10 protein-coding genes are annotated in these 13018 nt (G+C 67.2%); 8 read left to right on the top strand and 2 right to left on the bottom strand.

The window, feature by feature from the left end; genetic code table 11:
* Nucleotides 1-33 precede the first annotated feature (33 nt).
* The 7 genes from secD to H289_RS33040 all read left to right on the top strand — a co-directional run bounded on the left by secD (nucleotide 34) and on the right by H289_RS33040 (nucleotide 9758).
* On the top strand, nucleotides 34-1896 hold the full coding sequence (gene secD, locus H289_RS0115720; RefSeq protein WP_020101762.1) for a protein translocase subunit SecD: 1863 nt from the start codon (nucleotides 34-36) through the stop codon (nucleotides 1894-1896).
* A 7-nt stretch (nucleotides 1897-1903) separates the two neighbouring features.
* The gene (gene secF, locus H289_RS0115715; protein WP_020101761.1) at nucleotides 1904-3157 is read left to right on the top strand and encodes a protein translocase subunit SecF; all 1254 of its coding nucleotides are present in this window, start codon (nucleotides 1904-1906) and stop codon (nucleotides 3155-3157) included.
* 6 nt (nucleotides 3158-3163) lie between these two features.
* Nucleotides 3164-4810 (top strand): ABC transporter substrate-binding protein, encoded by a 1647-nt coding sequence (locus H289_RS0115710; RefSeq protein ID WP_020101760.1) that lies wholly within the window; start codon nucleotides 3164-3166, stop codon nucleotides 4808-4810.
* The gene (locus H289_RS0115705) at nucleotides 4807-5331 is read left to right on the top strand and encodes an adenine phosphoribosyltransferase (RefSeq protein ID WP_020101759.1); all 525 of its coding nucleotides are present in this window, start codon (nucleotides 4807-4809) and stop codon (nucleotides 5329-5331) included. The genes H289_RS0115710 and H289_RS0115705 overlap by 4 nt, the downstream gene beginning before the upstream one ends.
* A gap of 41 nt (nucleotides 5332-5372) precedes the next feature.
* Nucleotides 5373-7715 (top strand): RelA/SpoT family protein, encoded by a 2343-nt coding sequence (locus H289_RS0115700; RefSeq protein ID WP_020101758.1) that lies wholly within the window; start codon nucleotides 5373-5375, stop codon nucleotides 7713-7715.
* 121 nt (nucleotides 7716-7836) lie between these two features.
* On the top strand, nucleotides 7837-8589 hold the full coding sequence (locus H289_RS31875; RefSeq protein WP_155944143.1) for a hypothetical protein: 753 nt from the start codon (nucleotides 7837-7839) through the stop codon (nucleotides 8587-8589).
* 50 nt (nucleotides 8590-8639) lie between these two features.
* On the top strand, nucleotides 8640-9758 hold the full coding sequence (locus H289_RS33040; RefSeq protein WP_155944142.1) for an ESX-1 system-associated protein: 1119 nt from the start codon (nucleotides 8640-8642) through the stop codon (nucleotides 9756-9758).
* A 29-nt stretch (nucleotides 9759-9787) separates the two neighbouring features.
* Here the strand turns inward: H289_RS33040 and H289_RS0115690 are convergent, their stop codons facing one another.
* Complete coding sequence (locus tag H289_RS0115690; RefSeq protein WP_020101756.1) at nucleotides 9788-10033, bottom strand: hypothetical protein; 246 nt, start codon at nucleotides 10031-10033, stop codon at nucleotides 9788-9790.
* 978 nt (nucleotides 10034-11011) lie between these two features.
* On the opposite strand from H289_RS0115690, the gene H289_RS0115685 reads away from it, so the two are divergent.
* Nucleotides 11012-12184 (top strand): EspK C-terminal domain-containing protein, encoded by a 1173-nt coding sequence (locus H289_RS0115685; protein WP_020101755.1) that lies wholly within the window; start codon nucleotides 11012-11014, stop codon nucleotides 12182-12184.
* A gap of 6 nt (nucleotides 12185-12190) precedes the next feature.
* Here H289_RS0115685 and H289_RS0115680 read toward each other — a convergent pair whose 3' ends face one another.
* Nucleotides 12191-13018 (bottom strand): thioesterase family protein, encoded by an 828-nt coding sequence (locus H289_RS0115680; RefSeq protein WP_029105299.1) that lies wholly within the window; start codon nucleotides 13016-13018, stop codon nucleotides 12191-12193.

Raw genomic sequence — 13018 nt, 5'->3', positions numbered from 1 at the left:
CTGACGTACCGATCTCAAGGAGACCCTAGAACCGTGGCATCGTCTTCGGCGCCGGTGCACCCATACCGCTATTTGTCGTTGTTCCTGGCGCTGCTGATCGGCGCCTATCTTCTGGTGTTTCTCACCGGCGACAAGCAGGCCAAGCCCAAGCTGGGCATCGACCTGCAGGGCGGTACCCGGGTCACCCTGACTGCACGTACCCCCGACGGCTCGACCCCGACGCGCGAGGCGCTGATCCAGGCGCAGGACATCATCGGTGCCCGTGTGAACGGCCTCGGTGTCTCGGGTTCCGAGGTTGTGATCGACGGTTCCAACCTGATCATCACCGTGCCCGGTCAGGACGGCAGCGAGGCCCGCAACCTGGGCCAGACCGCGCGGCTATACATCCGGCCCGTCGTGCACGTCATCCCGGCGCAGGGCGCGCAGCCCGCGAAGCCCGCCGCGCCGGCTGCTCCGGCTCCCGGTGGCGTCCCCGGCGGACCTGCCGGCGGCCTGCCCGGTCTGCCCGGCATGCCGCCGCTGATCGCCCCGGCCGAGCCCGAGGCCCCGGTCGTCCCGCCGACGCCGGGCATGCCCGCGCACCCGGCATCCACCGAGCCGGCCCCCGCGCCGGCCCCGCAGCCGCGGCCCTTCCCGGAGGAGCCGACCCCGGCGCCGTCGGACACCTCGGCCAACCCGGCGCCGCCGGCCCCCGCCGCTCCGGGTGCGCCTCAACCGGGTGCCCCCGCCGCGCCGGCCCCGGCCCCAGGTGCCCCCGCGCCTGCGCCGGGACCACACGGGCCCAAGGCCGAACTGGCCCAGCGCATCGCCGACGAGAAGGCACTGCGTCAGAGCACGCAGCCGCAGATCCAGCTGCTGGCCCTGCAGTTCCAGGCCACCCGCTGCGACCAGCAGGACGTGCTGGCCGGCAACGACGACCCGAACCTGCCGCTGGTGACCTGCTCCAAGGACCACAAAGAGGTCTACCTGCTGGACAAGTCGATCATCAGCGGTGACGAGATCAAGGACGCGTCGTCCGGTCTGAATCAGCAGCAGGGCGAGTACGTCGTCGACGTCACGTTCAAGGAGAAGGCCGCCGACGTCTGGGCCACCTTCACCGCCGCCAACATTGGCACCCAGACCGCCTTCGTGCTCGACTCGCAGGTGGTCAGCGCGCCGGCCATCCAGGAGGCGATCCCGGGCGGACGCACGCAGATCACCGGCCACTTCAACGCCTCGACGGCGAAAGACCTGGCCAACGTGCTGAAGTACGGCTCGCTGCCGCTGTCGTTCGAGTCGTCCGAGGCGGAGACGGTGTCGGCCACGCTGGGCCTGACGTCCCTGCGTGCCGGCCTGTGGGCGGGCCTCATCGGCCTCGGTCTGGTGCTGCTGTACTCGCTGGCCTACTACCGCGTCCTCGGCATCCTCACCGCGCTGTCGCTGGTCGCGTCGGGCGCCATGGTGTTCGCGATCCTCGTGCTCCTGGGCAGGTACATCAACTACACGCTGGACCTGGCGGGTATCGCGGGTCTGATCATCGGTATCGGTACGACGGCCGACTCGTTCGTGGTGTTCTTCGAACGCATCAAGGATGAGATTCGAGAGGGGCGCAGTTTCCGCTCGGCCGTGCCACGCGGTTGGGCGCGCGCTCGCAAGACCATCGTCTCGGGTAACGCGGTCACCTTCCTGGCCGCCCTGGTGCTGTACATCCTGGCCGTCGGCCAGGTGAAGGGCTTCGCGTTCACCCTGGGCCTGACCACGATCCTCGACATCGTGGTGGTGTTCCTGGTGACGTGGCCGCTGGTCTTCCTGGCGTCCAAGTCGGCGCGGATGGCCAAGCCTGCGTACAACGGTCTCGGCGCCGTGCAGCAGATTGCGCGCGAGCGGCGAGCGGCCAGCCTGACGGGACAGGGGTAACACCGACATGTCGAAGCATTCAACTGACGACACCGACCTGGAGCTGACCGAATCGGCTGCGGCCGAAGAAGATTCGGCCACCGAGATCGAGGAAACCACTGCCACCGAGCAGAGCGGCAACCTGCCGCAGCACGGATTCTTCGTCCGGCTCTACACCGGTACCGGTGCCTTCGAGGTCATCGGCAAGCGCCGCATGTGGTACGCGATCAGCGGCGTGATCATGCTGGTCATGATCGCCAGCATCCTGGTGCGTGGTTTCAACTTCGGTATCGACTTCGAGGGCGGAACCAAGATCGCGATGCCGGTGGCGGGCGTTTCCACCACCGCCACTCCGCAGGCCGTCGAGGACGTCTTCAACAAGACGCTCGGCCATGCTCCGGAGTCGGTGGTGCGCGTCGGCAACGGCGACTCGGCCACCCTCCAGATCCGCACCGAGACCCTGTCCACGGCGGACACCGACAAGGTGCGCAACGCGTTGTTCGACGCGTTCCAGCCGAAGGGCGAGGACGGCAAGGCGTCCAAGGCGGTGATCAGCGATTCGGCGGTGTCGTCGACCTGGGGTGATCAGATCACCAAGAAGGCGCTGATCGCGCTGGTGGTGTTCATCGTCATCGTCTCGATCTACATCACCATCCGCTACGAGCGCTACATGGCGCTGGCGGCGCTGGCGTCGCTGGCGTTCGACCTGATCAGCACCGCGGGCGTATACTCGCTCGTCGGGTTCGAGGTGACGCCGGCCACCGTCATCGGTCTGTTGACGATCCTCGGCTTCTCGCTCTACGACACCGTGATCGTGTTCGACAAGGTCGAGGAGAACACCCACGGCTTCGAGCACACCACCCGACGGACGTTCGCCGAGCAGGCCAACCTGGCGGTCAACCAGACCTTCATGCGGTCCATCAACACCAGCCTCATCTCGGCGCTGCCGATCATCTCGCTGATGGTGGTCGCGGTGTGGCTGCTGGGTGTGGGCACGCTCAAGGACCTGGCGCTGGTGCAGCTGGTCGGTGTCATCGTGGGCACCTACTCGTCGATCTTCTTCGCCACCCCGCTGCTGGTCTCGATGCGCGAGCGCACCGACCTGGTGAAGAACCACACCCGCCGGGTGCTCAACCGTCGCAAGTCGTCGACCGAGCGCGGTGTCACCGGGGGTGACGAGGTGGCCGTCGGTGCGGTGAACGCGCCGGAAAAGCCGGCGCCGGGGGCCAAGCCGTTGCGGCCCACCGGTAAGCCGTCGGGTAAGCGAAACACCCGGGGCTAGCCCTCGATGCCCGCCCGGTTCCGCCGAACCGCCTTGGCCGGTGCGGTGACGTTGGTGGCCGGTTTCGGCCTGTCCGGTTGTGACAGCTCGGCTGACACCGTCGACTACATCGTCGACGGTGCCCTGCCCACCTACAACACCGCGTCGGTTGTCGGCGCGGCTTCGGGTGCGCCGCAAGCGTTTTCGCGGGTGCAGACGGGGTTCAACTTTCGCGGGCCCGACGGGCAGGTGGTCGCCGACCGCGACTTCGGCACCGTTTCGGTGATGGGCCGGGCTCCGCTGACGCTCGACTACAAGATCAACGACAGCGCCGTCTACTCCGACGGCAAGCCGGTCACTTGTGACGACATGGTGCTGGCCTGGGCCGCGCAGTCGGGGCAGTTCCCGGCGTTCGACGCGGCCAGCCGCGCCGGGTACAGCGATGTCGCGGTCGTCGACTGCACCCCGGGCCAGAAGCGCGCCCGGGTGACCTTCATCCGCGACCGCGACATCACCGACTACGGCCAGTTGTTCGCCGCGACGTCGCTGCTGCCGGCGCACGTGCTCGATGACGCGCTCGGGCTCGGCGACGGCGGCGTGACGAAGGCAATCCAGAGCGGTGACGCGCCGACCATCGACAAGATCGCCGACGCCTGGAACACCACCTGGGATCTGAAGCCCGACGCGGACCTCAAGAAGTTCCCGTCGGCCGGGCCGTACAAGCTCGCGTCGGTGGCCAAGGACGGTTCGATCACGTTGGCGGCCAACGACAAATGGTGGGGTGCCAAGCCGGTGATCGGCAAGATCACCGTGTCGCCGCGGGGCGCCGACATCGCCAGCCGGATCAAGTCCGGCAAGGCCGAGGTCGTCGACATCGCCGCCGGCGTCGTCGGCAAGGACGACGTGCCGTCGAGCTATGTGCGCAGGGACAGCGCGTCCGACGACATTCAGCAGCTGATCTTCGCGGCCCAGGGTGTGCTGGCCGATCCGGCCGCGCGCCGTGCCGTCGCGCTGTGTACGCCGCGGGACGCGATCGCCGCCGCGGTCGGCGTCTATGTCAGCAACGCGCGGCTGAACACGGCGTCGGACGATTCCCTGGCGGTCGCCGAAAACGTCGACGCGACTGGACAGTTCGCGGCCGCCGACGTGGACGGGGCGCGCGCCGCCGTCAACGGCCAGCCCCTGACCGTGCGGATGGGATATCGCGGGCCGGATGCCCGACTGGCCGCGGTGGTCGCCGCGATCACCAAGTCGTGCGCCGCCGCGGGCATCACCGTGCAGGAAGTCGCCTCGCCGACGGTGGGCGCACAAAGCTTGCGCGCCAACGACATCGACGTGCTCCTGTCCGGCGGCGGGGGAGCGGCCGGCAGCGGGTCGAGCGGATCGTCGGTGGTGGATTCCTATGCGTTGCACGGCGGCAACGGCAACAACCTGTCCGGCTACGCGAACGAACGTGTCGATGGCGTCATCGCCGCACTGGCCGTGACCACCGACCCCAAGGAGCAGGCGCGCCTGCTCGGTGAGGGAGCCGGGGTGCTGTGGGGCGACGTGCCGACCTTGCCGCTGTACCGTCAGCAGCGGACCCTGCTGGTGACGAACGACCTGACGCTCGTGCGCGCCAACCCCACGCGGTGGGGCGCCGGCTGGAACATGGACCGCTGGGGGAGCAAGTGACCGATCTGAACGTCCTCTTCGCCGAACTGGTCCGTGAGGTGCCGGACTTCCCGGAGCCCGGCATCCAGTTCAAGGATCTGACGCCACTCCTCGCCGATGGCCGCGGGCTGGCGGCGGTCACGGCCGCGCTGGCCGAGGTGGCCGACGGTGTCGATCTGGTCGCCGGCATCGATGCCCGCGGGTTCCTGCTGGGCGCCGCCGTCGCGACCCGGTTGGGTACCGGGGTGCTCGCGGTCCGCAAGGGCGGCAAGTTGCCGCCGCCGGTGCACAGCCAGTCCTACGCGCTGGAGTACGGCAGTGCCACGCTGGAGATTCCCGCCGATGGGATCGATCTGACCGGCCGTCGCGTTGTCGTAATAGACGACGTACTCGCTACCGGTGGAACGGTTGCTGCGACGGTCCGGCTGCTGCAGGCCGCAGGTGCGACGGTGACCGCGGCGGCGGTCGTGTTGGAGCTGAACGGCCTCGGCGGACGCGCTGTGCTGGAACCCCTACAGGTCACCAGCCTGTACGTCGTCTGAGGGGCTATCCTCGACAAACCAGGTGTAGGAGGTGTGCGGCGTTGGCTGACGACAAGGTGACGCAGGTCCAGTCGGCGCCGCCCGAGCCGCCGCAGGCGGCGTCACTGGAAGCGGCCAAGGGCACCGTCAGCGCGTCCCGCCGTGTCCGTGCCCGGCTCGCCCGCCGCATGACCGCGCAGCGCAGCCTGGTCAACCCCGTCCTCGAGCCGTTGGTCGCGGTGCACCGCGAGTACTACCCCAAGGCCGACCTGGCGATCCTGCAGCGCGCCTATGAGATCGCCGAGGAGCGGCACGCGCCGCAGCTGCGCAAGTCCGGTGATCCGTACATCACCCATCCGCTGGCCGTCGCCAACATCCTCGCCGAGCTCGGCATGGACACCACGACGCTCGTCGCCGCGCTGCTGCACGACACCGTCGAGGACACGGGCTACACGCTCGAGGCGCTCACCGCCGAGTTCGGCACCGAGGTCGGCCACCTGGTCGACGGCGTCACCAAACTGGACAAGGTGGTGCTGGGCTCGGCGGCCGAGGCCGAGACCATCCGCAAGATGATCATCGCCATGGCGCGCGATCCCCGCGTGCTGGTGATCAAGGTCGCCGACCGGCTGCACAACATGCGCACCATGCGGTTCCTGCCGCCGGAGAAGCAGGCCCGCAAGGCCCGCGAGACGCTCGAAGTGATTGCGCCGCTTGCCCATCGGCTCGGTATGGCCACCGTCAAATGGGAGCTGGAGGACCTGTCCTTCGCGATCCTGCACCCCAAGCGGTACGAGGAGATCGTGCGCCTGGTCGCCGACCGGGCGCCGTCGCGCGACACCTATCTGGCCAAAGTGCGCGCCGAGATCGCCAATTCGCTGCTCGCCATGAAGATCAACGCGACGGTCGAAGGCCGGCCCAAGCACTACTGGTCCATCTACCAGAAGATGATCGTCAAAGGCCGCGACTTCGACGACATCCACGACCTGGTCGGCGTCCGCATCCTGTGCGACGAAATCCGGGACTGTTACGCCGCCGTCGGCGTCGTGCACTCGCTGTGGCAGCCGATGGCCGGGCGGTTCAAGGACTACATCGCCCAGCCGCGGTTCGGCGTCTACCAGTCGCTGCACACGACGGTCGTCGGCCCGGAGGGCAAGCCGCTGGAGGTGCAGATCCGCACCATCGACATGCACCGCACCGCGGAGTACGGCATCGCCGCGCACTGGCGGTACAAGGAAGCCAAGGGCCGCAACGGGTTACCGGCGGGCGGTCACGCCACCGAGATCGACGATATGGCGTGGATGCGCCAGCTGCTCGACTGGCAGCGTGAGGCCGCCGACCCCGGCGAGTTCCTCGAGTCGCTGCGGTACGACCTTGCCGTGCAGGAGATCTTCGTGTTCACGCCCAAGGGTGACGTGATCACGCTGCCGGCCGGCTCCACGCCCGTCGACTTCGCGTACGCGGTGCACACCGAGGTCGGGCATCGCTGCATCGGCGCCCGCGTCAACGGCCGCCTGGTGGCGCTCGAGCGCAAGCTCGAAAACGGTGAAGTGGTGGAGGTTTTCACCTCGAAAGCGCAGAACGCCGGGCCGTCGCGCGACTGGCAGACGTTCGTGGTGTCGCCGCGGGCCAAGGCCAAGATTCGGCAGTGGTTCGCCAAGGAACGGCGTGAAGAGGCGCTGGAAACCGGCAAGGACGCGATCGCCCGCGAGGTGCGCCGCGGCGGAATGCCGTTGCAGCGGTTGATGAACGCCGAACTGATGGCCGCACTCGCGCGCGAACTGCGCTACGCGGACGTGTCGGCGCTGTACACCGCCGTCGGTGAAGGACATGTCTCGGCGCGGCACGTCGTGCAGCGACTGGTGGCCACGCTCGGTGGTGACGACGACGCTGCCGACGAGATCGCCGAACGGTCGACGCCGGCCACCATGCCGGTGCGCCGCCGTACGAATGACGATGTGGGCGTGGCGGTTCCGGGTGCGCCCGGGGTGCTGTGCAAGCTTGCCAAGTGCTGCACGCCGGTGCCGGGCGACAACATCATGGGTTTCGTGACCCGCGGCGGTGGCGTCAGCGTGCACCGGACCGACTGCACCAACGCCGCGTCGCTGCAGCAGCAGGCCGAGCGCATCATCGACGTGAAGTGGGCGCCGTCGCCGTCGTCGGTGTTCCTGGTGGCCATTCAGGTCGAGGCATTGGACCGTCACCGTCTGCTGTCCGACGTCACCCGGGTGCTGGCCGACGAGAAGGTCAACATCCTGTCGGCGTCGGTGACCACGTCCAATGATCGAGTTGCGATCAGCCGCTTCACTTTTGAAATGGGCGACCCGAAGCACCTCGGTCACGTGCTGAACGTGGTGCGCAACGTCGAAGGTGTGTACGACGTCTACCGCGTGACTTCGGCCGCCTAGCGCGCTTTTCCGCTGTCGCTCGTGACTTGAGCAAACTCGTACTCGGCGCTGCACAAGATTGGTGCAGGACTGGGGTTGGTGGTGCGGGTAATCTCAGATGCGGGACTGTCCAGAAGTGGGGGTGGACGCGTTGAGCGAGCATTTGAGTATCGATCTCGAGACGATGTCGTGGTCGGCCGGCACGGTGAAGCCGGCAGAGAGTGCGAATATCCCCGCGGGCGCTGACCCGGTCAGCTTGATGCTTTCGTCATATATCCCAGGGCTAGTCGACGGCGCGAATGCAAAGGTTGCGGCCGCGCAGGCGGAAGATCACGCTTTCGCAGGCAAGGTCTCGTCGGCGAAGGCTGCGTACCAGAGTGGGGACGAAGCGGGCGGTCAAGCGATCCAGAAGGCCAGCGAGAGCCTCAATCCTGCGTCCGCCGCCGGCAAGGCTGGCGGTGGCGCTGACGGTGGAATGGGCCAGTTCGGCCAGATGATGGGCATGGCGATGCAGGCCTTCCAGGCCCCCGCCCAGGCCATGCAGGCGCTCGGATCGGTTCCGCAGACCGCGATGCAGGCGGCCCAGCAGATCGGGCAGCAGGTCCAGCAGCTGGCTGGCCAGGCCGGTAAAGACGGGGCCAAGCCGGGAGACGCAGGTGCCGGGGGAGTCGGTGGTGCCGCTGGTCAACAGCTCAAGCCGGAGGATCGCAAGCCGGGCGACGAGAAGGCCCGCGAGGAGAAGCGGGACGAGAAGCCCGAGGAAAAGAAGGACCGTGAGGCCGACAAGAAGCACGCTGCCGCCGGGCCGACCAGCGGCCCCTCAGTACCGGTTCCGCCTTCCACTCCTGCGCCGCGGTCGGGGCGCCACGCCGCAAATCCTGCGGTCGATGTGTAATTTTCGGTCTTGACTGTTTTGCGTTGTGAGTTTCTGAGGGAGGGCGATCTGTGACGCAACCGCCGACGTGGGGCGCGCCCCCGCCGCAGCAGCCGGGTGGCTGGCCGGGCCAGCCGGGACCGGGTGGGCAGTGGGGTCCGCAGCAGCCGTGGCCGGCTCCGGTTCCGCCGAAGAAGGGCGGCGCCGCCAAGTGGGCCATCGGAGCGGTGTCGCTGGTTGCGGTGATCGCGATAACGGCGGTAGTCGCAGTGTCGTGCACGAAGAACAATGGTGACAGCAAAGGTAGTGGCACCGAGACTTCGGCTGCGCAGTCGGACGTCGCGAGCGCGAACGACAAAGGCCCGGTTGGGATCATCACGGAGGATCCATCGTGTGCGCCGTGGACTCCGATTACTAACACGCTCGCTGATATCGAAGGCAAGGGTTGGCTGACGCGGGATCCGTCCATTCCGGCCTCATCGTGGACGCCTGAGGTTCGTGCCCAGTACGAGACCGTCGGCAAGGCGATGCGAAAGACTGCCGATCAGATAGTGCCTCTGGCCAAGATGACACCCCATCGGGTGATGCGTGAACTTTATGAGCAGTCTATTGCATATTTCCGGGCGTACGCGGACAGTCTTCCTGCTTACACATCAGCCGACGATGGCTTGGCGCGGACAGCGTCCACGGCCGGTAACGTCATTACGAATATCTGCGCCGCTATTTCCTTCGGTTCTGCGGCGGCTCGTGCATCGTTGGTCAGTGTTCCTGCATCGCCGACATCGATCGCGCCGATAGGCGATATCTCCAATCCGCGACGGATGTTCGACACACCTGACACCGTGTGCGCTGATCTGAGCCCCACGTTGGACCAGCTGCTGACTAACCCGAGTTTTATGGAATGGATAAAGAATGATCCGAGCATTGCGGTAGGTAACTGGCCGCCGGAGCGGCAATCCCTAACCGACATAGTTACTCCCGTGATGACCTCGACCGCTGATGCATTGGAGAATCTGGCGCAAAGAAGTTCGAATGCAGTCGTTCGGGATTTCATGCTTTTGGGTGTGCACTATCGGCGTACGTTTATTCAGTCGTTGCCGACCTATCAGCCAAACGACCAATATGTGTATTTAGCCGGTCAGTACGCACCCGGCATCCTGGCGGGAGCCTGCAAATCCTCCGCACGATGAGGAGTAGTGGTCGCATGGCGGACATCGATCTAGTGCAGATTGTCGTAAACGGAATTGATGTCGTCACCCAGAATGATTCTGCGGCTGACGATCGATGCGATCAAAGGCGATAAGCAATGGCGATTCCGCCCTTCCACCCCGGTGAGTTCGGTCCGTTGACGGTCGAGGGTCCTGCGTTTCCAGACGTCGATGAAACTGTGCTTAATCACATAGCTGAGCAACTCATGGCGCTGGGGGATCGCGTCGACGGCGAGGTGATTCCACATCACGCGCACCAGCGGATGGAGTTAGCTGACTGGCAGGGGGAGGCTGGCCGGCTTGCGTTGGCTGCGGCTAGCGGTGTTCTTGGTTCTTACAGCGACGCGTGTGCTGCTGTATACGCGGCGGCACGAAAGGTGTATCGCGCTGAGTCTGCGGTGGTTCAGACGAAGCATGCGGTAAACAAGAACGCCGAGATTATCGAGCACCTCTGCCGGACGTTCAAGGAGGTGTGCTTCCGGATGCTGGCGGCGGGGTATTCGGCCTATCTATCGAAGGATTTTGAAAAAGGGGACGCCTTTTTCAAGGCGGCTAGGGATTTTGCGGCGCTGATTCAGAGCACGATCGCTAATGGCCGCAAGGAAAACACTGCCGCGGTGGCGGCTTGCGCGACAGGGCTCGCGCAAGAGTTGGGCATTCCGCCGAGTACGCCTGGTGCGAACGGACTAATGCCGCCTCCGCCTCCGAAACCCCAGGCCCCTGGAATCTCTGGCGAGCCGCCAGCATCGGGGTTGCCCGGCGGCTCGCCCGGGTCTGGTGGCATTGGTGGTGGTGGCTCGGTTGATAGTGCGGGGCAAAACACTGCGCCGGCACCAGGCGCTAAGCCTGTTGTGGATAAGAATCCGGCGCCTGGCGCCGGCGGTGGGTCGATCGATAGTGCCGCCCAGAATCATGCACCGCAGCCCGGTAAACCCGTCGTCACTGAGTCGGGAAATGGCCAGGTAGTTGCGCCTCCGCCCGGCGGTGGCATCAACGCGGCAATGGGGTCACCGGGATCGCGTCCGACGCCCCCGGCGACAACGTCGACCGGTTCACCCTCGACGTCGTCTGCCTCCAGTGCAGCCGCAGGCAGCCCGTCAGGAACTCCAGGCGGCCCGGGGTCGGGGCAGCAAGGAGCCGGCCAGCAAGGCACAGGACAACAAGCCAGCCAACAGGGTCAGGGCCAAGGCCCGCAGACGCCCAAGAACCCGTTCGGCCAACTGCCAACGCAGCCGTTGGGCGCAGCAGCGACTGCCGCATCGCTCGCGACGCCCGAACCCGCTACCCAGACGGGCGCGGCGTCGGGCACCCCGGCCGCTGCCAGTGGCGCGGCGACAGGCACCGGCGGCGCGGGTGCCGCGCCGGTGACCCAGGCGGCGGGCGCGGCAAGTGCCGCCGCACCGACCGGCACACCGGCCGGTGCCGCACCGGCCGCCCCGCTGGGCCCGGCGCCGACGCCGTCACCGGCCGCGCCGGTCGCTCAACCCGGCGCAGGTGCGGGCGGCCCGGGTGGTCCGGGTGTCGCGCCGATGTCGACCAACCAGCAGCAGAACGCCGCTGCCGCGGCGCCGATCCCGGTCACGGCGGCACGCGCGGAGCGCGACGCGATGGCTGCCGCGGCGCGGGCCGGTCTCGTACGCAAGTCTGCGGGTGACGCGGACGTGCAGTTCGCCGAGCGAATCGCGGCGGCGTTGCACGCACCACCGTCGGTCCCGCCAATGGCCTGGAACTTCGTGTGGGCGGTCGGCGTGACGACCGACGGCGAGATCATCGCCGCGAATTCCTATGGGGTGTCGTTCATTCCGGACGGCATGTGCCTACCGTCGCAGGTGATCTTCGTCAGCGCTGACGAGCGCATCCCGGCCGGCCAGCGCGGCCGGTGGGTCCGCGAGCCGTTTGTTGCCCTGCAGGCGTGGTGCACTTTCCATGAGAAGACGCTCAAGGTGGTCATCGGCACCCAGCAGGAAGTGCAGCCGTTCGCCGGCAGTCTGCAGACGAAAGTCATTCCGCCCGAGGATATTCCGACGGACGGCCTGATGAAGGGTCGCACCCGCTTGGAGGTCATCGCGCCCGAGGCCGCCGCGAAGCTCGCCGAGTGGCCGGACGCGCAGCTGCATGAAGCGTTGCCGCCGCAGCCCGTTCAACTGGTCCCGCCGGACCCCGCGGCCATCGGCAAGGCGTGGATGGAATCGATCCGTCCGCTGATGCAGACGACGGGCGAGACCTACCGCACGGCGCACCTGGAGAAGCTGGCCGCCTACGGACGCCTGCAGGAGTCGGCGGCGCTGTACCGCGCCTACACCGCGCCCTATGCGGCCGACCTGCGGGCCGCGATCACCGATTGGGTGTGGTGGCAACAGTTCTCGACGATCCAGGGCGACGCCCAGCTCGTGGAGCTGGGCGCCTAACCCGGCCTACACGCCCTTGGGCAGCATCGCGAGCTGGCGGCTCTGCACGACCACCTCACCGGTGGAGTCGAGGATGACGTGGTCCTCCTCGAACCACGTCTGGCCGACCACGGTCGAACTGGCCAGCACCCGCAGCCAGCCCGGCGCCGGCCGCCGTCGCACATAGGTGGTGAGCTGCACGGTGGGAGCCCAGCCGAAGTGCCCCTGATTCATCGTGACCGGGGGAGTGATGTCGCCTGCCATCAGCGCGAACAGCAGCGCGGTGTCGGGATTGGCCTCGTCATCGGCGAAGGGCCGCAACCACATTCGGTTGACGGGATCGCCCTCCTCTCCGGAGAGGAACGGTGTCGCGGCATCGAGCAGGAACTCGCACCCCTGCGCCACGTGGACAATCGAACCAACCGGATGGCTACCGGTCACCGGTACGGCATCCGCGGGTGGCTCCACCGGCAGGTACGACACCTCGAGAGATTCCTGGTGGCGCGGCGGCTTGGCGTCCAGGGGGCCGAGGGTGACTGCACAGCTGACCGCCGCCCGGCCGTTCTGCGACAGCTGGACATCGACCAGGGCGACCTGACGCCCATGCTTGCGGACAGTGGTCGTCAGCTGCACCTCGCCGGGGTCGGGCGCATTCAGGTAGTTGGCGGTCACGGCGACGGGCGCCAGGTCGGATTCTGCACCGATGGCCTGCTGCGCGGCTGCGGCACACACCGCCATCATGCAGCCCCCATGTACCTTCGGGCCGATCGTCCACACCGGGTCGATGGTGGCGGTGAAGGTGCCGTCGCCGACCGCGGTGACGGTGACGAGGTCCGTGAAGGGGTGCGCGATCAT

Source organism: Mycobacterium sp. 360MFTsu5.1, assembly GCF_000383495.1.
GTDB classification, from domain to species: Bacteria; Actinomycetota; Actinomycetes; order Mycobacteriales; family Mycobacteriaceae; genus Mycobacterium; species Mycobacterium mucogenicum_B.
This window is presented reverse-complemented; position numbering and strand designations above follow the sequence as displayed.

Bases quoted from the DNA above. Each gene is read 5' to 3' on its own strand.
- secF (WP_020101761.1), top strand. From the start codon at position 1,904: ATGTCGAAGCATTCAACTGACGACACCGACCTGGAGCTGACCGAATCG.
- H289_RS0115710 (WP_020101760.1), top strand. From the start codon at position 3,164: ATGCCCGCCCGGTTCCGCCGAACCGCCTTGGCCGGTGCGGTGACGTTG.
- H289_RS0115680 (WP_029105299.1), bottom strand. From the start codon at position 13,018: ATGATCGCGCACCCCTTCACGGACCTCGTCACCGTCACCGCGGTCGGC.